Below are 20357 nucleotides of genomic sequence, written 5' to 3' on the forward strand. Positions count from 1 at the left end.
GGTTGATATATAAAAGCATCAGTGTTAATATAAATACAAATGTTTGTATATTTATGAATAGGGGATGTTTACAATGGCGAAAGAAAAAATCGTATTAGCTTACTCAGGTGGGTTAGATACTTCTGTGGCAATTCAGTGGTTAGTAGAATCAGGTTATGAAGTTATTGCATGTTGCTTAGATGTTGGTGAAGGCAAAAATTTGGATTTTATTAAAGAAAAAGCCATTACTGTTGGAGCAAGTGAATCCTACACGATTGATGCAAAAGAAGAATTCGCGGAGGATTTTGCGTTAATTGCCCTTCAAGCCCACGCATATTATGAAGGAAAATATCCGCTTATTTCCGCTTTAAGTCGTCCGTTAATTGCGAAAAAATTAGTAGAAGTAGCTCGTCAAGAAGGTGCCTCTGCTATCGCTCATGGTTGTACTGGTAAAGGAAATGACCAAGTTCGGTTTGAAGTAGCGATTCATGCACTTGCTCCTGATTTAAAAGTTGTTTCCCCTGTCCGTGATTGGAAATGGTCTAGAGAAGAAGAAATCAATTACGCCAAAGAACATAACATCCCTGTTCCAATTGATTTAGATAATCCTTTCTCGATTGACCAAAACCTTTGGGGTAGAAGTAACGAATGTGGGGTGCTTGAAAACCCATGGACAACACCACCAGAAGCAGCTTACGACTTAACAGTGAGTTTAGAAGACGCACCAGATACGCCAGATATTGTTGAAATTACGTTTGATGCCGGTATTCCAATTTCTCTAAATGGAGAAAATATGAGCCTAGCAAATTTAATCCTTACTTTAAATGAAATTGCTGGAAAACATGGTGTCGGTAGAATCGATCATATCGAAAATCGTTTAGTTGGCATTAAATCACGTGAAGTATATGAATGTCCGGCCGCAGTCACTTTGATTACTGCACATAAAGAATTAGAAGATTTAACTTTTGTTCGTGAAGTGGCACATTTCAAACCTATTATCGAACAAAAAATCAGCGAAACAATTTACAATGGCCTATGGTTCTCACCTTTGACAGAAGCATTAGTTGCTTTCTTAAAATCCACGCAAAAATTCGTGAACGGAACGATTCGTGTAAAACTGTTTAAAGGCCATGCCATTGTGGAAGGAAGAAAATCACCAAATTCGCTTTATGATGAAAACCTAGCGACTTACACGTCTTCCGATACATTCGACCAAGATGCAGCAGTTGGTTTCATCAAGCTTTGGGGATTACCAACGAAAGTAAGCGCAGAAGTTAATTCAAAAGTGACAATAACAACTGAGGTGTAAAAAATGGAAAAACTATGGGGCGGACGTTTTCAAGGGAAAAGTGAAGCATGGATTGACGATTTTGGTGCTTCGATTTCTTTTGATCAAAAAATGGCAAAAGAAGACTTGGCGGGAAGTTTAGCGCATGTCGCTATGCTCAGCAAATGCGGAATTATTCCTGCTTCAGAAGCAGCTGAAATTACGGCCGGATTAAAAATCCTCCAAGAAAAATTAGCGCTTGGTGAGCTCGAATTCAGCACAGTTAACGAAGATATTCATTTAAATATCGAAAAACTATTGCACGAGGAAATCGGCCCAGTCGCTGGAAAACTTCATACGGCGCGCAGTCGGAATGATCAAGTTGCAACAGACATGCATTTGTATTTAAAACAAGCCGTAGCAGAAATTATTCAGTCATTAAAACATTTACGCGTGGTGCTAGTCCAAAAAGCGGAGGCGAACGTCGAAACGATTATGCCTGGCTATACACACTTGCAACACGCCCAACCCATCTCTTTTGCACATCATTTATTAGCTTACTTTGGAATGTTTACACGGGATTTGGAGCGTTTAGAAGAAAGTGTCAAACGGATTGATATTTCACCGCTCGGTTCTGCTGCGCTAGCTGGGACGACTTTTCCGATTGACCGGGCGTATAGCGCTGAATTACTTGGCTTTTCTGCTGTTTATGAAAATAGTTTGGACGGCGTGAGTGATCGTGATTTTATTATTGAGTTTCTTAGTAACAGTTCTATCTTAATGATGCATTTATCGCGTTTTTGTGAGGAACTGATACTTTGGACGAGTCATGAGTTTCAATTTGTCGAGTTAACGGACGCTTTTTCAACGGGAAGTTCTATTATGCCGCAAAAGAAAAATCCAGATATGGCTGAGTTAATTCGCGGTAAAACTGGCCGGGTTTACGGAAACCTGTTCGGCATGCTAACGGTTTTAAAAGGTCTCCCACTCGCTTACAATAAAGACTTGCAAGAAGATAAGGAAGGCATGTTTGATACGCTTGAGACGGTTCAAACATGCTTAGATATTTTCGCAGGAATGATTGAAACGATGAAGATCAACACAGAAATAATGGAAGAATCGACACAAAAAGATTTTTCCAATGCGACGGAACTAGCAGATTATTTAGCGAAAAAAGGCGTTCCATTTAGAGAAGCGCATGAGATTGTTGGGAAATTGGTGCTTGAATGTACGCAAAATGGGATTTATTTGCAAGATGTAGCGCTTAGCCACTATCAGGAAATAAATCCACTTATTGATGATGATATTTACGTGGTGCTTTCCTCTAAAACTGCCGTGCAAAAAAGAAATTCTTACGGCGGGACTGGATTTGATCAAATTAAAGTTGCTCTCGAAAACGCGAAAAAAACATTGTAAAACTAACTGGGATGCTGAATGGCGTTCCAGTTTTTTGCTGACTTCTCCCCCTTTTTCCTCTTACATGATTTGTCAGAGCACTACTTTTTTTGTTACTATTAAAAAGAATGTTACCTTTTTGCTAACATGGGGAAATAGATACAGAGAATATAAAGGGAAGTGATGTATTGAAAAAATTAACAAGTGTTTTTTGGGGATCGGGTTGTCTTGTTTTATTAGCCGTTTTATTTGGAGCCTTTTTGCCAAAACAATTTGAAGCTTTTACAACCAATATCCAAAAATTTCTAACAAGTAATTTTGGTTGGTACTATTTAATTGTTGTAGCGATTATTATTATCTTCTGCTTGTTTTTAGTTTTAAGTCCGATTGGCTCGATTCGCCTCGGAAAACCTGGTGAGGAACCGGGGTATAGTAATAAGTCTTGGTTTGCGATGTTGTTTAGTGCTGGAATGGGAATTGGCCTCGTTTTCTGGGGTGCAGCTGAGCCGTTATCTCATTATGCGGTCCAAGCTCCTGGCGGTGAAGTCGGCACGCAAGCAGCGATGAAAGATGCGCTTCGCTATTCATTCTTCCACTGGGGAATTTCTGCTTGGTCGATTTATGCGATTGTCGCTTTAGCACTGGCTTACTTCAAATTCCGGAAAAATGCGCCGGGTTTAATAAGTGCCACTCTTTATCCTATTTTAGGGAAACATGCCAAAGGTCCAATTGGACAATTGATTGATATCATCGCTGTTTTTGCGACAGTCATCGGTGTTGCAACGACACTCGGCCTTGGCGCTCAACAAATTAATGGTGGTCTTACATACTTGTTTGGCGTTCCAAACAATTTTACTGTCCAATTTACCATTATTATCATTGTCACCATTTTATTTATGTTATCAGCCATGTCTGGACTTGATAAAGGGATTCAGCTTTTAAGTAATGTAAATATTTATGTTGCTGGAGTTTTATTAGTTTTAACCCTTATTCTTGGACCTACCCTATTCATTATGAATAACTTCACCAATTCATTTGGTGACTACTTACAAAATATCATCCAAATGAGTTTTCAGACAGCACCTGATGCGCCTGATGCTCGAAAATGGATTGACTCATGGACTATTTTTTATTGGGCTTGGTGGCTTTCTTGGTCTCCGTTCGTTGGGATTTTTATTGCCAGAATTTCGCGCGGTAGAACGATTCGCCAATTCTTGCTCGGTGTCATCGTGTTGCCCGCTTTAGTCAGTGTATTTTGGTTTGCCGTATTTGGCGGCTCGGCGATTTTTGTCGAACAACATGGAAATTCTGGGCTTTCAAGTTTAGCAACTGAACAAGTACTCTTTGGGGTATTTAATGAATTCCCAGCTGGTATGGTTTTATCGATTGTTGCGATGATTTTAATTGCAGTCTTCTTTATTACTTCAGCAGACTCAGCCACATTTGTTCTCGGTATGCAAACGACAGGCGGATCTTTAAATCCACCGAACTCCGTCAAAGTAACATGGGGACTACTCCAAGCAGGGATAGCAAGTGTGCTACTATATGCGGGGGGACTCACAGCTCTTCAAAACGCATCAATTATAGCAGCCTTTCCGTTTTCTATCGTCATTATCTTAATGATTGTTTCGTTATTCGTTTCGTTAACGAGGGAACAAGAAAAACTCGGATTGTACGTCCGACCGAAAAAATCACAACGTTCCCAACTATAATAAAAAGGGATGAAAATCTACAACTAGATTTTCATCCCTTTTTTCATCCTTTTTTCTGCTTTGCCGCGACTATTTCGCGATAGCTACGAGTTTGTTTAGGATATTTTTTTCGAAAGAAATGTTGCGAAACAACTGCTAACACGAGAGAAATGGCGGTAATTGGAATAGAGCTTTTAAATATCCCGACCATCAGTAATAAAGCACTGGCAAATAACGTTGCATTAAAAAGGAATTTTTCCATTAGTTACTCCTCCAAATTATAATTTAATTCGCGGTCATGAGCTAATTTTTTTATACCTAACGCATCAAATACTAACGCTTTTTCTGCAATATAGGCATTGTATTCAATACGCTCTAGCATGTCGTATGCTTTATGAAGTGATGTATCTAATACGACAATACCGTGTTTATTTAATAAACTTGCACTAGGAACAGCTTTATCTCCTAGTTCGATAACGTGTTTACGAACGATTTCCGCAAGTTCTGGACTAGTCGCTGGCGCAAATTCAAGTGTTGGAATTTGGCCAATTTTTTGCGTTGCTTCTGTTAAATTCGGTAATTCCATTCCAAGTGTGGCAAATAGCATCGATTCTTTTGGATGAGCATGGAGTACACAGCCAATTTTTGGATTTTCTACGTAACAAGCGCGGTGTAAGTTAATTTCTCTAGTAACTCTCCCATCGCCTTCTACGACTTCATTGTTATTATCCACTACAAGGATTTCATATGGGGAAAGATCGCAAAGTTTTGCTTGACTCATGAGTGTAGGTGTCATAATAATGTGCTCATTATTCATGCGCACACTTACATTTCCTCCAGCTGCATTCGTTTCAAAGCGGTCAAACATCGTCTTCACTATTTTTGCTAAATCTTCACGTTCTTTTTGGTATAACATATTATCTCTCCTCCAATTGTATAATGCTTACTTGATTCTTGAGTTTTCCAGCAGCTTCTAAATCAAAGCTCGAACTGTCTTGTTGCATGACTTTACTAGCGGAACAACCTGTCGCGACTTTTAATGTTTCAGTAATTGGCATGTTCATCGCAAGTCCTGCAATAAATGCCCCAACAAACACATCGCCAGCCCCAGTATCATTGCGTTCCTGCACTTTTGGTGGAATAACTTGATACAACTTGCCATTATGCGCGCAAAGTGATCCTTTTGCTCCAAGCGAAACGACTAGATAGGGAATTTTTCCGGCTAATTTGCGGACATTTTCTTCTAGTGAATTGGTCGTTTCATCCAAAATGGCAATGACTTCATCTTCATTTGGTTTAATGAAATCAACGCCCATTTCGACCGCTAATTTTAAATATTCACCAGAATTATCACATCCGAGAAACGCTCCTGTTGCTTTGACAGTTCTTAGTAGTTCTTTAAAATCAGATAATGTATAATGAGGAGGCGGAGATCCAGCAATCACCACCATATCCTCTTTTTTAACTTTTTTAGCGATTTGTTTTAAAAGATTGTCTTTGTTGGTCTGACTTACGGTAAAACCAGCTTCAGGTATCATCGTGCTGCCATTCGTGTCATCACTTAAGACGACGAAGCATTCTCTTGTCGAAGTTCCAGCTTCTACAAGGAAATCATGGTTGATATGTTTTTCTTTTAGAATGGCATATAGTTTGTCGAGATTGTCTGATCCCGCAATTCCAAGTGCTTCATTTTTAATACCGAATTTGGATAACACTCCCGAAACATGAAGCCCCTTTCCCCCGCAATCAAATTCCGTTTTTTTGACTCGATTAGTCTTCCTTTTTTCTAACTCTCCTTGAATGAAAAGCAACCGGTCAATGGCTGGATTTAATGTTATCGTGTAAATCATCTCATCACTCCTATTTCTTAAGAGCTAGCTTTTTCTAGTTCAATTGTTCGTTTTTTCATCATTTTCACATAGAATACTAGTAATACTACCCAAATTGCGACAAAAATAAAGCCTAAAATAGTAAACTGACTTGCTTCTGCAAAGATATAACGGAACACTGGATATTCAAGTGTACTCCATGTAATTTGTTGTCCAGCTTTTAGCGAAATTGCGCCTGTTGAATGCGCTAAATCCGTAATTGTTCCAGCGAAGAAAGTAGATACATATAAGAAAATCGGTGTGGTAATTGTTCCAAGGATAATCATACGAATTAAGTTTCCACCTGTTACGATAAGTGCTGGTGCGCATAAAGAAATATTTAAAATCCCAGCGAACGGTAATACGCCATTTCCTGGTAAAATAAGCGCAAAGATAAGTGTAACTGGAACCATCAGAACGATTGCTACCCAAACTTCACTACATCCTGCTAAAATCGGCCAATCTAGCCCAATAAACAATTCACGGTTTTTAAATTTACGTTTCATGAACTCAGAAATACCATCAGATAGTGGCGAAAGAGCTTGCATAAATAGTTTTGCAACCATCGGGAAAAGAGTTAATGCTGCTGCAGCTTGCATGGCTAACATCAAGGTTTTCGCAACATCATAACCAGCTGCAATCCCCAGAAGTCCACCGATAATAAAGCCCATCACATGGTTTTCTGCAAAAATACCAATTTTATCTTTTAACGCATTGGCATCCATGTCTTTACGAAGTGCTGGAATTTTTTTCAGTAACCAGTCAAGCGGCATTAAGAAAATACAGAAAATCATCATACCGTGAGAAACGGTTACACCTGGAATTCCATTTAACTCTTGAATTTGACGTTGGTTGGCATCACATAGAATTAGTTCTGTAACAATTTGAATTCCGGCAACAATAAATGCTAAGTAAACATTTTGTGTTACACCGATAATAAGTACGGCTGTTAAAATTTTCCCCCAAACATTCCATAAATCGACGTTTAAGGTTTTGGTTTTATTGATAACGAGCATAATTGCGTTAATACCTAGTTGTAGCGGGAACATCAAGAAGGCAAATGGCCATGCCCAAGCAAGTGTTGCCATCGATGTCCAGCCTCCATCTAAGATGCTTAAATTAATCCCTGTTCTCTCAGCTAGTCCTTGTGCAGCTGGTGTTAAAGCTTCAATCATAAAGCCGATAACGATGTTCATTCCAAGGAAAGCAACCCCTAGAATAATCCCCGCACTGACTGCATCTCTTACTTTCATTCGTACAATTAGCCCAATAATAATCATTAGTGCTGGAACAAAAACGGCAGCTCCAAGGTTCAAAATAAACTGTATAACTGATTGTAATGACTCCATTTTTTCACGCTCCCTGTTTTATCTGGTTTATTTTAAGGCGTTAAGTAATTTTTCTGTTTCTTCGTCCATGCCCATGCCTGTTAAGAAGGCAATACCATTCAATGTTGGAATATCGAATTCTTTGTTCGCTTTTGTAATAGCTACATATACATCACTTGTTTTAATATGTTGCTCTAAAGACTTAATATCTACTGCTTCTACAGTTGCACGAACCCCTTTTTCTTTTAAAATTCGTTCTACTTTTGATGCTACTGTTTGGCTTGTTGCTACACCTGATCCACATGCTACGATAACTTTTTTCATTGTAATCACTCTCCAAATTGTTTTTTTAGGAAATCACATAAAGTATTGCTATCATTTATTGTTTTTATTTGTTCCACAAAGTCTGCTTCCATAAATTTCTCCATGATACTTGAAAGCAGTGGAACTTGATCTTGGGGATTTTTGATTCCTAACATGAAAATTACTTCGACATCAATCCACTTATCTGTCGTTCCCATTTGAATAAAAGGAATCGGCGTAGAAAGTTTATTTACGAGTACAAAAGGACGTTTTACATAAATCGTGTCTGTATGAGGAATTGCAATTTTGATGCCATTCATCTCGAGACCAGTAGGAAAAACAACTTCTCGGCTTGTTACCGCTTCTCTAAAAGTCGGCTCTACATACTGCTCTTTCTCTAATATCTTGCTCGTGTATTCAAAAAGTTCTGCCTGATTCTCGTATCTTGAATTTATCAGGGTTAACTCTTTTTGAAACAAATCATGGTAATCCACGCGACGCTCACCCCCTTTCAAGGATTTCAACGATTTTCTTTTTGTTAGTAGAAGCGAGAATTCCCGCTAATTTCTCAGGCTTCAAGAAAATTTCGTTCAATTTTAGTAATAATGGTATATGTTTGTTTTGTTCAGATGGTGCTAAGGCAATCATGATTTTGACTGCTTCATTTTCAGGGGTTTTTGTGTCCGCTTTCATTATCATCAACTGAATATCTTGCTCAATTACCCCGTTTGCGGGTTTGGCATGTGGTAAATAAATATTCGGCCCAATCATCATCTGCTCATAATTTTGATAGAATATTTCTTCACAAGTATGAATGTAACTAGCATCCACCGTGCCTCGTTCTAACATTGGTGCAAATGCCACCGAAACTAGTTGCTCCCACTCAAGTGGCGTTTCTAAGAAGTGAACCTGCTCTTCCGTAATTTGCATTTGTTCTGGTTCTTTCTTCTCCATAGGTTGCTCTTTTTTGTTGAAAAAGGATTCCATTTTGGCTTGCACTAATCGAATATTTTCTTCGGGAATTTCATCTTTTAGCATAGCAAGCAGTTCTTTGGTTTTTTTATGACTGTCCATTTCGATTGCTTTATCCACTTGTTCCCTAAGGATTTGGCGGCTGTCTTTACTTAAAATGGACGGGATTACAAAAATGGTGGCATCGCTTTGAACGGGCACAGTCGTAAAAATAAAATCAATATCGCGTGCCACCGTACTTAATTGCCGCACCGCATAAGCTCCTTGAAAATCAATATTCGGAAACATCATTTTCAAGTTTTCTAACAGTAGTTTAGAGATGGATGTACCACTTTTACAAAGGACAACTGCGCGGAAAATCGGCTGTTCTGTTTCTTCAATTTGATACATCCACCCAAGAACTATCATAGAAAGATACACAATCTCCTCTTCTGACCACTTGTGACCAACCAATTTTTCAAAAGGTTTGGAGGCTTTTTCTACAATGTTAAATGTCGGGGTGTACTCTTTAATAAACTGCTTTTTAAGTGGATTATTGATTTGAAATCCTAAAATTGTTCGGTAAATTGCTGGCCTAACATGTAAAATCACTTTTTCTTTAAATTCATTTTTCTTCATGATTTCCGTCGCAAAATACATTTCTAGTAAACGAATGAACTCGTCGACTGCGTAGGCGATTTCTTCACTGTCTGAGAAATGAAGCGCCGACTCGACTAAGTTCGAAGCGAGGACTTGTAACGATAAGTAAAGTAAATCGTTTTCACTTAAAAAATCATACCCCCAAAACATTTCTTTCATTATCGGGAACTCACGGGTATTTTTGATGTCATACATTTCAATTTTAAATGTCCATTTCTTGTTTGTTACTTTGGATCTTTTGATGATGCCGTGGAGAATATAGGGCAATTCTTCCATCTGCTCATCTGTAAAGGTAATTTGAAGCTTACTTTCAACCTTTTCGAGCCGTTTTTTTAGTAAAAACACTTCGCTCACAGTAATCAGCTTCTTTTCATCAAGGACAAATTTCCCGTATGGGGTCTGAACGACTTCGCGAATAAGTTCTGCTAGTAAATTACGAATCAGAAATTCTGAACCAGAAACAGCGTAGCCATCTCTCCTCGAATAATCAAGCTGAATTTCAAACTCATGCAGACTCTCTTTGATACTTTTAACATCTGTAAGCATGGTGTTTTTACTTACATAAACGTAGTCCGCAAGCGCTCCGAGTGACATATAATGATTATGAAGTAGTAATTTAATCATGATAAGTTTGCGACGAATATTTACCTCATAAAACGAAAACAGCTGTTGTTCTTCCGCAGTTAAAAGCCGGTAACAAGCTTCCCTACATACATCTGTAACAAAAATCATGTCATGGTCAATTAAAATTGGTTCTGACTTTAGTAGATGGTTTATTTGTGTAATCTGTGCGCCAATTGCTTCTTTGGATACTTTAAAATTCTTGGAAACATTTCTAAGATTCACTTGCCGATTCAAGAGCAGATAAGTAATTAATTCCTTACAATTCTGTTCCATCTACTTTCCCCTCCCTTATATTAATAGTAAATGATAACCCTTACATAAAAATGGTGATTCATCACAACTTCGCTTTTGGCAGAAAGATTTATTGTGATGAGTTAAAATCGCGGGTTACTTTCTATTATAGATTAGAAGGATTTTTTGGGGAATATGAAAAAAGTGCAAGATAGCTTTAAATCAAGCTTCCTCGCACTTTTTTTCTATTAATATTTGCTTTATTATTTCAGCTATACGTCTCGCTTCCGTCTTCTCAAGCCGCGCATAAGTTACACGGATAACCGCTTCTTTTACCCCAAATAAAAATCCTGGCATAACAAGTAAATCATTCGCTAAAAATATATCAAAATCACGAATCGAGCGAATTTCGACTGGTAATTTCACCCATAAATGAAAACCACCTTTTGGCTTAATAAATACTACATCATTCGGTAAAATGGCTTCGAAAGCTTCGATTAAATCACCTCGGCGCTGTTTTAATACGTGGTGCAATTGCTGTAAATGCAACTTGTAACCGGGCGTATTCAAAACACTATTTGCCAGTACTTGTGGAAAAATACTTAAACCAAAATCCATCTCTTGCCTGGCGAGCGCGAGCCGTTCAATTACTGCTGTCGGACCAATAAGCCAACCAATTCGTGTAGTGGATCCCATAATTTTTGAGAGCGAGCCAATGTATAACACATTATCTGTGTCCAGTTGTTTCAGTGGTGCCGGAACTTGGCTGTCTAGTGCGGCTAGTTCTGAAAATGGATCATCTTCAACTATCGGTATTTGCAAATGAGCGCAAATTTTCACGAGTTCTTTGCGCCGTTCCAAACTCATTACAAGTCCAGTTGGATTTTGAAAGGTTGGATTAACAAAAACCATTTTCACACGGTGTTTATGGTATAAATCGCGTAATTCAGAAATAATGACACCATCCTCGTCCATTGGTAGTGCAAAAATCCGCAAACCGGCTGACTGAAACAACGATAGCGAATAAAAGTAGGAAGGTGACTCAATTGCCACAGCATCACCCGGTTTTAATAAACATTGCGTAATTAAAAAGAGCGCTTGTTGTGCACCCGATGTAATGAAAATTTGTTCGGGTCGTGTTTGTAAGCCATAAGCTTCCTTCATCTGTTTTTGAATCGTTTCACGCAGTGGTTTGTATCCCGCTTCATCCTCCTGTTGTTCTTCTGCAATAAAAGACTGCCATGAAAGACTCGGTGTTTCCATTTTTGGCGTCATTTCAAGTGGCAATTCCCCGCTCGCTGCATCAATCACTTGATCCGAATCAGCTCGTTCCATTACTCCCGCTTGCCGAATATAAGGGACTGCTGGTGTAAAGCCCCCTTGCGTTAAATAATGGCGCCAATTGGTTGACTGCCCTGCAAAAAGCCCCCATTTTTCCGCATTGACTGTCGTTCCACTACCTTGTTTGCGAATGATAACCGCACGTGCTGTAAGTTCATCGAGCGCCCGCACAACCGTCGAACGATTCACCCCAAACATTTCCGCCAACTGTCTTTCCGGAGGCAACTTCTCTTCTGGCAAAAGTTCTCCGTTGATAATTTTTGTTTCTATTAAATCTACAATTTGTAAATAAATTGGTAAATTAGAATTTCCAGCAAGTTTCCACATCTACTACACCTCTTTTATAATTGGATGGAGAAAACAACATCCAATTGGCTGTTTTTACGAAATGGCTTTTAGCTTATCATAATAATCAGGTATTTTCAATTAACTTTGATGGAGGTTATTAGTATGGAGAAAAAAGTTGGTACAGATCGTGTAAAACGTGGTATGGCGCAAATGCAAAAAGGTGGCGTCATTATGGACGTAGTTAATGCTGAACAAGCAAAAATCGCAGAAGAAGCTGGCGCTGTTGCCGTTATGGCGCTTGAACGGGTTCCTTCCGATATTCGTGCAGCTGGTGGTGTCGCTCGTATGGCCGATCCTCGTATTGTCGAAGAAGTAATGAACGCTGTTTCTATCCCCGTAATGGCGAAAGCACGTATTGGTCATATTACAGAAGCTCGCGTCCTTGAAGCAATGGGTGTTGATTATATCGACGAAAGTGAAGTATTAACACCAGCCGATGATGAATTCCATTTATTAAAATCAGATTTCACTGTCCCATTCGTGTGTGGTTGTCGTGATATTGGTGAAGCACTCCGCCGTATTGGTGAAGGGGCTGCCATGCTTCGTACAAAAGGAGAACCCGGAACAGGCAATATCGTTGAAGCTGTCCGCCACATGCGCCAAGTAAACGGTCAAATCCGCCAAATTGCGGGAATGACGGATGATGAGTTAATGGTTGCCGCTAAAAACTTCGGTGCTCCATATGAATTAATCAAAGAAATTAAAACACTTGGCAAACTTCCGGTCGTTAATTTTGCTGCTGGTGGTGTTGCGACTCCCGCAGATGCCGCATTAATGATGGAACTTGGAGCAGACGGCGTTTTCGTTGGTTCTGGTATTTTCAAATCAGATAACCCTGCCAAATTTGCCAGTGCGATTGTCCAAGCTACCACTTACTATACTGACTATGAGCTAATCGGAAAACTTTCCAAAGAGCTAGGTTCCCCGATGAAAGGAATCGAAATGTCTCGCCTTAACCCAGAAGACAGAATGCAAGATCGGAGCATTTAATATGAAAAAAATTGGAGTCCTTGCAATTCAAGGTGCAGTTGATGAACATATCCAAATGATTGAATCAGCCGGTGCTCTTGCTTTTAAAGTAAAGCATTCAAGTGATTTAGATGGACTTGACGGGCTTGTTTTACCTGGTGGTGAAAGTACAACGATGCGCAAGATTATGAAGCGTTATGATTTAATGGAACCTATCCGCGCATTTGCAAGTGAAGGGAAAGCTATTTTTGGAACTTGTGCTGGGCTTGTCCTTTTGTCAAAAGAAATTGAAGGTGGCGAAGAGAGCCTAGGATTGATTGAAGCTACCGCGATCCGTAATGGTTTTGGTAGGCAGAAAGAGAGTTTTGAAGCCGAATTAAACGTCGAAGCATTTGGTGAACCTGCGTTTGAAGCTATATTTATCCGCGCACCATACTTAATTGAACCGAGTAATGAGGTAGCTGTGTTAGCAACAGTTGAAAATCGAATCGTAGCAGCTAAACAAGCTAATATTTTAGTTACCGCATTCCATCCTGAACTTACTAACGACAATCGCTGGATGAATTACTTCCTCGAAAAAATGGTATAAAAAAAGCAGTAGACAATTTAGTCTACTGCTTTTGCATATTATTTATTCACTGCTTGCGCTGCTGTAATTAACGTTAAGTTATAAACGTCATCTGTATTACAACCACGAGATAAATCATTAACTGGTGCATTTAAGCCTTGTAAAATTGGGCCAACTGCTTCAAAGTTACCTAAACGTTGCGCAATTTTGTAACCAATGTTTCCTGCTTCTAGGCTTGGGAAGATAAATACATTTGCGTCCCCTTTAATAACGGATCCTGGCGCTTTTTTCTCAGCAACCGTTGGAACAAATGCTGCGTCAAATTGGAATTCACCATCAAGCGTTAATTCAGGTGCTTTTTCTTTTGCAAGAGCAGTTGCTTCTACGACTTTTTCCGTTTCATCGGATTTTGCAGAACCTTTTGTAGAGAAACTTAACATTGCAACACGCGGGTCAATGCCGAAGATTTCTGCTGTTTCCGCACTTACAATCGCATTTTCCGCTAAGTCTGCTGCAACTGGTGCAATGTTGATAGCTACATCACTGAATAAATAGCGTTCTTCACCGCGAACCATAATCATTGCGCCGGCAACTTTACTTACGCCTGGTTTTGTTTTAATAATTTGTAGTGCTGGGCGAACAGTGTCACCAGTAGAGTGAGCCGCGCCACTTACAAGACCTTCTGCTTTTCCAGTGTATACAAGCATTGTTCCAAAATAGTTTGGATCAACGAGCATTTTACGTGCAGCTTCTTCTGTTGCTTTCCCTTTACGACGTTCTACAAATGCAGCCACTAATTCATCAAAAAGTGGATCGGTCGCAGGTTCGTGAATAGCGATTCCTTCAACAGAAACGCCAATTTCTTTTGCTTTTGCTTCAATTTCACCTTTGTTACCAAGCAAAATTGGTTTTACGATATTTTCTTTTTGCAGACGTGCAGCTGCTCCAACAATACGTTCATCTGTTCCTTCAGGTAGTACGATGCGCACGTTTTTCCCAGTAACTTGTCCTTTGATTGTAGTAAATAAATCACTCATGTGTTAATTGCCTCCATTAATATACATATTATAGTTACCATTTTACTATAAAAAAGAACAACTTGATAGAAAAAAAGTGATTAAAAACAGCTCCAGCACTTATTTCCGTGTATCAATACAGAGGTAAAAAGGCATGCTTCTTAGTTAAAAGACGGCTATGCTCTTAAGAAATTTTTTTGCTGTTATACCCTACTATTTTGCTATTCTAGCAGCAATTTCAAAAAAACACTTCATATTAAGGTCTGTTCGTGATAAAATGAACATAGTTGATAATGATTATCATGTTCATTAAATAACATAAAAGGAGGCCTGCTAGCTTATGCAATTAAATGAAACTGCTGTCGGTGAAAAAGTTCGCATCTCAGAATTAAAAATTGAGAACGCCATGCTTAAACGTCGCTTACTTGCACTTGGTTGCGATGAAGGTTGTGATATTTGTATCAAACAAAAAGGACTATTTGGTGGTCCCTGTACTTTTGAAACAAAAGGGCAATATATCAGCATTAGACAATGTGATGCTTGCGCCATTATGGTGGAACGCAGATGAGTCAAAATACATATTGCTTACTCGGAAACCCAAATACCGGGAAAACTTCCTTATTTAATGCATTAACAGGCTCTTATGAATATGTAGGAAACTGGAGCGGAGTCACCGTCGAAAAGAAAGTCGGTACGTTGCGCTCAAAAACTGGAAAATTAATTGATTTACCCGGTATTTATGACTTAAATCCGATTTCTCGTGATGAAACAGTTGTCACTAGATTTTTACTGGAAGAGAAATTCGATTGTATGTTAAATATTGTTGATTCCTCGCAAATTGAGCGAAATCTAAATTTAACCATTCAGCTACTTGAGTTTGGTGCACCTGTTGTGATGGGACTGAATATGATTGATGTAGCTGCCGGTCGCGGTATTCATCTAAACATCCAGAACCTTGCCAAACAATTGCGCATTCCAATTTTGCCAGTAGTTGCTCGTTCCGGAAAAGGTACAGACGATATTTTATCTACTTTGTCAGAAAAACACGTAGCTCCCGCGATTCCACTTGTTTTACCATACGGGGAACCCGCGGAAAAAGCGATTACTGAAATCCAAGCTTTAATCAAAGACATGATTCCTGCCAAACAATCTCGCTGGCTTGCTGTTCAATTTCTTTCTAAAAATGAAGTCACAGAAGAATTTTTAGCGACATGCCCTGCTTTGGAGCAATTAAAACATATCCGCACAGAACTTGAAATTGCGCTTGACGGTAAACTAGAAAATCATTTTCACCAAGTTCGTGTGAATTACATTCATGATATTTGTTTAACCTCGGTCGAATATACGCGCCATTCGGATATTCCACTATCCGATAAACTCGATAAAATTTTCACCCACAAGTTTTTTGGCATTCCTATTTTTCTTGGTATTATGTGGTTGATTTTCCAAATAACCTTTACTTGGGTTGGCGCACCGCTATCTGATTTGCTCGATGGTTTTATTGGCGGGCCGCTGACGGACTCCGTAACATCCTTTTTAACAGCCATTGGCGCATCTGGATTTATCACTGATTTGGTTGCAGATGGTATCATCGCTGGTGTCGGTGGCGTGCTTGTCTTTGTTCCTCAAATATTGGTTATTTTCTTCTTCATTTCTGTCTTAGAAGATTCCGGATACATGGCTAGAATAGCGGTTGTTATGGACCGCGTAATGGAAATCTTCGGCTTAAATGGGAAAGCTTTTATTCCGATGATTATCGGCTTTGGTTGTAATGTCCCTGGAATTATGGCGGCGCGCTCGATTGAAGAATCCAAAGAACGAACACTAACTATTCTCGTTTCACCATTTATGTCCTGCTCCGCGCGACTTCCTGTTTATGCTCTTTTTGTAGGCGTGTTTTTCGAGAAACATCAGGCGCTCGTAGTACTTTCACTTTACGTTATCGGTATTTTAATGGCACTTATCGTCACTAAAATTTTATCAAAAACTTTACTTAAAAAAGATAATTCCGTATTCGTCGTCGAACTACCACCCTACCGCCTCCCATCGCTTAAAACTTTATGGCGCAGCACGTGGGAAAAAGGAAAAGGATTCTTGCGTAAAGCGGGAACATTCATTTTCGCAGGTTCGGTTATCATTTGGTTGCTAAACTACGCTGGTCCATCTGGACTCGACGTACCAATGGGCGAAAGTTTCTTAGCAATTATCGGTGGCATGCTCGCCCCACTACTCGTTCCGCTTGGTTTCGGAACATGGCAAGCGGGAGCCACCCTTATACCTGGTTTTCTAGCAAAAGAAGTAGTCGTTTCCACAATGGCAATTATTTATGCAGTTGGAGAAAGTTCGCTTGGCAGCATCGTTAGCACTTTCTATACACCACTTTCGGCTTATTGCTTTATGTTGTTCATCTTGCTTTACATCCCATGTTTAGCGACAGTTGCCGCCATTCGTAAAGAAACTAGTTCGTGGAAATGGACCGCATTTGCTGTCGCTTATCCACTTGTTACAGCCTACGTGTTAGTATTTCTCGTTTATCAAATTGGTAGTCTATTCGTTTAAGAGAGGATGTTTTTCGTGAGTATAATGGTTAATTTATTACTTGGTGGCGCAATTTTCGGCTACACTATTTACGCGATTATTAAATTTATCAAACGCAGTAAACAAGGAAAATGTGGCGGCTGTGAACTTGAAAAAGCCTGTAATTGCGAGTCAGACGAACATACAAATTTGGATCATATCTTTAAATAGAAAAAAGAGCCTTGATGAAGGCTCTTTTTTCAGTTCGTCGCTGGCTTTATCGTCACCGCAACAATTTCATATGGATTTCCTAACCTCGGAAATGCTTTTTGATGAAGGCTTCCCGCACCAAGTCCAGCTGAAATTATCATTGTCTTTCCATCTTTTGAATGTTCTCCGTATACATAATCCGGCAAAAGTGTTCGCTGCGGTCCTGGAGCAATCGCACCAATATTCGTATACGGAATACGCACAATCCCTCCATGCGTGTGACCACTTAAAGTTAAATCAAAACCATTCTCCACATAAAGCTCAAAATAGTCCGGCATATGCGACAAAAGAATTTGATAATACGTTGAATCTTGCTGCTTTTTTATTTCTGCTAGTCCTTCTTTATAATAAGGATAGTCATAATCTAAATTCGCACTACTCCGCAATCCAGACATTTGAAATTTCTGTCCTCCCACGTCGATAGTAGCAGTTTGATCTTCTAAGTTAACTACACCAATTTTTTCTAAAAATGGCTTGTAATCGTCCTCATAGGCATTTTTAACATCATATTCATGGTTCCCCGGCGAAAAATAAACCGGCGCAATCTTCGTAAGCTTTTTAATAAGCTCTTTAGGAACACTATCCCCTTGCCTATCAAAAAGATCTCCAGTAATTGCAATCACATCTGGATTTAAATTTGCCACTTTATGTAACAAATTTTCATTCTTATCGCCAAATTCACTAAAATGCAAATCCGATAATTGCACTAGTTTAATTTCTTTTTCAATTTTAGCAGAACTCACTTCATATTTTTCACCGTTAGCCTAGTCCCCAAAAACCATCCTACAACTAAAAGTACAATAATCATACTGATTGCTATAATCCACTTTATCTTTAAAGCCATTTTCTCACCTCTATGTTGCTATTTCCATTTATTATCAATATTTTGTCATCCATTATATGTTACCCCTATCATTATAACCTAGATTAAGTGTTGACTCAAAATGCACGAAAAAACCACCCCAATTCTAACAAAAGTAGAAAAGGGAAAAAATATCAGGTTGACATAAACTTGAAAAGGTATATAATTAACTTATAAAAACTTATTTATATAAAAAAATAAACTTAAGATAAATTATCTAAGGTGGCGAAAATGATGAACCAAAAAGAACGAATAGTGGAGGAACTGAAGCTGCTAGAGAACAAGAAAACTATCTCTCAGGAAGAACTCATGCAGATTTTTTCCATTTCAAAAGATACAGCAAGGCGCGATATTTTAAAATTAGTCGAAAGCGGACTCGCAGAACGCTATCCAGGTGGCGTGTCACTACCAGTTTTAAAACCTCAAATAGAAAGCTATACAAGTAGATTAGTAAAACAAAGTGAACAGAAAAAGAAAATTGCTTATGCAGCAGGTAAAGTGATAAAAGATCATATGACAATCTATTTAGATGTTTCGACCACTGTTCATTTTTTGGCTTCAAACCTTGAGCAACATGATTTAGTAGTAGTAACGAATTCGATGGATAATGCCATAGCTGCATCTCAGAAAGAAGCGAACAAAGTATATTTGCTCGGTGGTTTTTTCAACTTCCATTCGCGTGTATTATCCGGTGAGCCCGTTTTAGGTCAACTTCAGCAATTTAACTTCGATGTTGCTTTTATTGGAGGGGCTGGACTAACGGAAGATGGCATCTTTTATTCAGAACTTACAGATGTTTACATGAAACAAGAGATTATCAGGAATTCCGAAAAAGTATTTTTACTAATTGATAGTACAAAAGTAAATAAAAAGACAGCTTCCAAAATTGATTTTTCTGGAATTGATGCCGTAATAACAGATCAGCCTTTACCAAAAGATTTAATGCAGTGCCTTATTTCTAAAGAAGTAGAAGTTATATCTTTGAAAGGATTGTGAAAATAATGGCCGTTATCAAAAATGTGAAAATTTACAAAGAAAATGAATTAATTGATGCAGCAGTTATTACAGAAGGAAATTTGATAAAAGAAGTTTGCTCAACTACTCCTGAAAAGTATTCAGATGAGCCAACTTTTGATGGAAATGGACAGTTGCTAATTCCCGGAATGATCGACGTTCATATTCATGGGGCAAATAATTATGATATGATGGATGGCTCAACAGAAAGCATCCAAGCTGTTTCGATGGCTTGTGCGGAAACCGGATGTACTAGTTTCTTAGTCACCTCGGTTAGTTCTTCTTTTGAAGACTTGATCCAAATGATTAAGCAAACTAAAAAAGTCATTGGAAAAGAGAAAGGTGCCAAAATTGCAGGAATTCATTTAGAAGGCCCCTACCTTAATATAGAAAAAAAAGGAATGCAAAATCCAGCCTATTTAAGACACCCCGATTTAAAAGAAATGAAAAAGATCTTCGATGAAGCAGATGGTCTGATAAAAATGGTCACAATTGCTCCAGAATTGCCTGGGGGTATCGAACTCATTGACTTCTTGAAAAAAAGAGGAGTTGTGGTCGCCATTGCACATTCCAATGCAACTTATGAAGAGGCGCAAAATGCTTTCGAACAAGGAGCAACCCACATCACACATTGCTTCAATGCTATGCCAGCCATTCATCACCGGGCACCAGGACTTGTTACAGCAGCCTTGGAAAATGATTCGGTAAGCGTTCAAACCATTGTAGACGGTGTCCATCTCCATCCCGGAATCGTGCGCCTTATTCACAAAATTAAAGGACCAGATAAAATGGTTCTCACAACCGATGCCCTTCAAGCAATGGGAGTTGGCGACGGGGAGTATATTTTTGGCGGTCACCAAGTAACGGTTAAGGAAGGCATAGCTCGCTTAAAAGACGGGACATTAGCTTCAAGTACCGTGACGATGAATAAATCCTTAAAGTTAAGTAATGAATTTGGGATTCACTTACAAGACGCTATTCAAATGGCAGCAAGTACACCGGCAGACATTTTAGGAATGAACAATTTTGGTCGAATCGAAAAAGGCTATGTCGCTGATTTAGTTTTACTTGATAAAAATTTTGAAGTTCTAACTACATGGATTGATGGTGAAATATATTAAATCGACTGGATAAATACTTTCAGAGGAGTGGATT

The 20357-nt window shown here is 38.9% G+C and carries 19 protein-coding genes and 1 pseudogene; 10 read left to right on the top strand and 10 right to left on the bottom strand.

Annotation, left to right across the window (positions count from 1 at the left end):
* Positions 1-73: 73 nt before the first annotated feature.
* From GL301_RS10720 to betL, 3 genes are all read left to right on the top strand, one after another.
* Entirely contained in the window at positions 74-1288 is a 1215-nt protein-coding gene (locus GL301_RS10720; protein WP_003724518.1) for an argininosuccinate synthase, read from the top strand.
* A 3-nt stretch (positions 1289-1291) separates the two neighbouring features.
* Positions 1292-2662: an argininosuccinate lyase gene (argH, locus tag GL301_RS10725; protein WP_010959005.1), complete on the top strand. Its 1371-nt coding sequence runs from the start codon at positions 1292-1294 to the stop codon at positions 2660-2662.
* Positions 2663-2829: 167 nt separating this feature from the next.
* Positions 2830-4353 (top strand): BCCT family glycine betaine transporter BetL, encoded by a 1524-nt coding sequence (betL, locus tag GL301_RS10730; protein WP_003728356.1) that lies wholly within the window; start codon positions 2830-2832, stop codon positions 4351-4353.
* A gap of 43 nt (positions 4354-4396) precedes the next feature.
* Here betL and GL301_RS10735 read toward each other — a convergent pair whose 3' ends face one another.
* From GL301_RS10735 to GL301_RS10770, 8 genes are all read right to left on the bottom strand, one after another.
* Entirely contained in the window at positions 4397-4594 is a 198-nt protein-coding gene (locus GL301_RS10735; protein WP_003722350.1) for a hypothetical protein, read from the bottom strand.
* Positions 4595-4597: 3 nt separating this feature from the next.
* The gene (locus GL301_RS10740; RefSeq protein ID WP_003734396.1) at positions 4598-5248 is read right to left on the bottom strand and encodes a class II aldolase/adducin family protein; all 651 of its coding nucleotides are present in this window, start codon (positions 5246-5248) and stop codon (positions 4598-4600) included.
* 1 nt (position 5249) lies between these two features.
* Positions 5250-6182: a 1-phosphofructokinase gene (locus GL301_RS10745; protein ID WP_010959006.1), complete on the bottom strand. Its 933-nt coding sequence runs from the start codon at positions 6180-6182 to the stop codon at positions 5250-5252.
* A gap of 17 nt (positions 6183-6199) precedes the next feature.
* Entirely contained in the window at positions 6200-7549 is a 1350-nt protein-coding gene (locus GL301_RS10750) for a PTS galactitol transporter subunit IIC (RefSeq protein WP_003724523.1), read from the bottom strand.
* Positions 7550-7576: 27 nt separating this feature from the next.
* Complete coding sequence (locus GL301_RS10755; protein ID WP_003722354.1) at positions 7577-7852, bottom strand: PTS sugar transporter subunit IIB; 276 nt, start codon at positions 7850-7852, stop codon at positions 7577-7579.
* Positions 7853-7857: 5 nt separating this feature from the next.
* On the bottom strand, positions 7858-8325 hold the full coding sequence (locus tag GL301_RS10760) for a PTS sugar transporter subunit IIA (RefSeq protein ID WP_003724524.1): 468 nt from the start codon (positions 8323-8325) through the stop codon (positions 7858-7860).
* Positions 8326-8332: 7 nt separating this feature from the next.
* The gene (locus GL301_RS10765) at positions 8333-10339 is read right to left on the bottom strand and encodes a BglG family transcription antiterminator (protein WP_010959007.1); all 2007 of its coding nucleotides are present in this window, start codon (positions 10337-10339) and stop codon (positions 8333-8335) included.
* Between the two features lie 180 nt (positions 10340-10519).
* Entirely contained in the window at positions 10520-11965 is a 1446-nt protein-coding gene (locus tag GL301_RS10770; protein WP_003734395.1) for an aminotransferase-like domain-containing protein, read from the bottom strand.
* A 123-nt stretch (positions 11966-12088) separates the two neighbouring features.
* Here GL301_RS10770 and pdxS point away from each other — a divergent pair, with 123 nt between their 5' ends.
* Both pdxS and pdxT read left to right on the top strand, forming a co-directional pair.
* Positions 12089-12976, top strand: a complete 888-nt coding sequence (pdxS, locus tag GL301_RS10775; RefSeq protein WP_003728355.1) for a pyridoxal 5'-phosphate synthase lyase subunit PdxS — start codon at positions 12089-12091, stop codon at positions 12974-12976.
* Between the two features lies 1 nt (position 12977).
* Positions 12978-13544 (top strand): pyridoxal 5'-phosphate synthase glutaminase subunit PdxT, encoded by a 567-nt coding sequence (gene pdxT, locus GL301_RS10780; RefSeq protein ID WP_003728354.1) that lies wholly within the window; start codon positions 12978-12980, stop codon positions 13542-13544.
* 38 nt (positions 13545-13582) lie between these two features.
* Here pdxT and pta read toward each other — a convergent pair whose 3' ends face one another.
* Positions 13583-14560, bottom strand: a complete 978-nt coding sequence (pta, locus tag GL301_RS10785) for a phosphate acetyltransferase (protein WP_010959008.1) — start codon at positions 14558-14560, stop codon at positions 13583-13585.
* A 319-nt stretch (positions 14561-14879) separates the two neighbouring features.
* Between pta and GL301_RS10790 the strand changes: the two genes are divergently transcribed.
* The 3 genes from GL301_RS10790 to GL301_RS10800 are packed head-to-tail and all read left to right on the top strand — an operon-like array spanning position 14880 to position 17287.
* The gene (locus GL301_RS10790; RefSeq protein ID WP_003722363.1) at positions 14880-15107 is read left to right on the top strand and encodes a FeoA family protein; all 228 of its coding nucleotides are present in this window, start codon (positions 14880-14882) and stop codon (positions 15105-15107) included.
* Positions 15104-17098, top strand: a complete 1995-nt coding sequence (gene feoB, locus GL301_RS10795) for a ferrous iron transport protein B (RefSeq protein WP_010959009.1) — start codon at positions 15104-15106, stop codon at positions 17096-17098. Before GL301_RS10790 ends, feoB begins: the two co-directional genes overlap by 4 nt.
* A gap of 6 nt (positions 17099-17104) precedes the next feature.
* Complete coding sequence (locus GL301_RS10800) at positions 17105-17287, top strand: FeoB-associated Cys-rich membrane protein (protein WP_003724531.1); 183 nt, start codon at positions 17105-17107, stop codon at positions 17285-17287.
* 29 nt (positions 17288-17316) lie between these two features.
* Here GL301_RS10800 and GL301_RS10805 read toward each other — a convergent pair.
* Positions 17317-18170: pseudogene (locus GL301_RS10805) on the bottom strand (metallophosphoesterase).
* Between the two features lie 252 nt (positions 18171-18422).
* On the opposite strand from GL301_RS10805, the gene GL301_RS10810 reads away from it, so the two are divergent.
* Together GL301_RS10810 and nagA are read left to right on the top strand one after the other, a co-directional pair.
* Positions 18423-19184 (top strand): DeoR/GlpR family DNA-binding transcription regulator, encoded by a 762-nt coding sequence (locus GL301_RS10810; RefSeq protein ID WP_003724533.1) that lies wholly within the window; start codon positions 18423-18425, stop codon positions 19182-19184.
* 5 nt (positions 19185-19189) lie between these two features.
* The gene (nagA, locus tag GL301_RS10815; RefSeq protein WP_003728353.1) at positions 19190-20323 is read left to right on the top strand and encodes an N-acetylglucosamine-6-phosphate deacetylase; all 1134 of its coding nucleotides are present in this window, start codon (positions 19190-19192) and stop codon (positions 20321-20323) included.
* Positions 20324-20357 lie beyond the last annotated feature (34 nt).

It is taken from the genome of Listeria sp. LM90SB2 (assembly GCF_028867355.1).
Lineage (GTDB): Bacteria > Bacillota > Bacilli > Lactobacillales > Listeriaceae > Listeria > Listeria monocytogenes_B.

What these genes read in the sequence shown, in the direction of transcription:
- GL301_RS10750 (WP_003724523.1), bottom strand. Translation starts at nt 7,549, where the DNA reads ATGGAGTCATTACAATCAGTTATACAGTTTATTTTGAACCTTGGAGCT.
- pta (WP_010959008.1), bottom strand. Translation starts at nt 14,560, where the DNA reads ATGAGTGATTTATTTACTACAATCAAAGGACAAGTTACTGGGAAAAAC.
- GL301_RS10765 (WP_010959007.1), bottom strand. Translation starts at nt 10,339, where the DNA reads ATGGAACAGAATTGTAAGGAATTAATTACTTATCTGCTCTTGAATCGG.
- pdxT (WP_003728354.1), top strand. Translation starts at nt 12,978, where the DNA reads ATGAAAAAAATTGGAGTCCTTGCAATTCAAGGTGCAGTTGATGAACAT.
- GL301_RS10720 (WP_003724518.1), top strand. Translation starts at nt 74, where the DNA reads ATGGCGAAAGAAAAAATCGTATTAGCTTACTCAGGTGGGTTAGATACT.
- GL301_RS10790 (WP_003722363.1), top strand. Translation starts at nt 14,880, where the DNA reads ATGCAATTAAATGAAACTGCTGTCGGTGAAAAAGTTCGCATCTCAGAA.
- nagA (WP_003728353.1), top strand. Translation starts at nt 19,190, where the DNA reads ATGGCCGTTATCAAAAATGTGAAAATTTACAAAGAAAATGAATTAATT.
- GL301_RS10800 (WP_003724531.1), top strand. Translation starts at nt 17,105, where the DNA reads ATGTTTTTCGTGAGTATAATGGTTAATTTATTACTTGGTGGCGCAATT.
- GL301_RS10745 (WP_010959006.1), bottom strand. Translation starts at nt 6,182, where the DNA reads ATGATTTACACGATAACATTAAATCCAGCCATTGACCGGTTGCTTTTC.
- pdxS (WP_003728355.1), top strand. Translation starts at nt 12,089, where the DNA reads ATGGAGAAAAAAGTTGGTACAGATCGTGTAAAACGTGGTATGGCGCAA.
- argH (WP_010959005.1), top strand. Translation starts at nt 1,292, where the DNA reads ATGGAAAAACTATGGGGCGGACGTTTTCAAGGGAAAAGTGAAGCATGG.
- GL301_RS10810 (WP_003724533.1), top strand. Translation starts at nt 18,423, where the DNA reads ATGAACCAAAAAGAACGAATAGTGGAGGAACTGAAGCTGCTAGAGAAC.
- GL301_RS10755 (WP_003722354.1), bottom strand. Translation starts at nt 7,852, where the DNA reads ATGAAAAAAGTTATCGTAGCATGTGGATCAGGTGTAGCAACAAGCCAA.
- feoB (WP_010959009.1), top strand. Translation starts at nt 15,104, where the DNA reads ATGAGTCAAAATACATATTGCTTACTCGGAAACCCAAATACCGGGAAA.
- GL301_RS10770 (WP_003734395.1), bottom strand. Translation starts at nt 11,965, where the DNA reads ATGTGGAAACTTGCTGGAAATTCTAATTTACCAATTTATTTACAAATT.
- GL301_RS10735 (WP_003722350.1), bottom strand. Translation starts at nt 4,594, where the DNA reads ATGGAAAAATTCCTTTTTAATGCAACGTTATTTGCCAGTGCTTTATTA.
- GL301_RS10740 (WP_003734396.1), bottom strand. Translation starts at nt 5,248, where the DNA reads ATGTTATACCAAAAAGAACGTGAAGATTTAGCAAAAATAGTGAAGACG.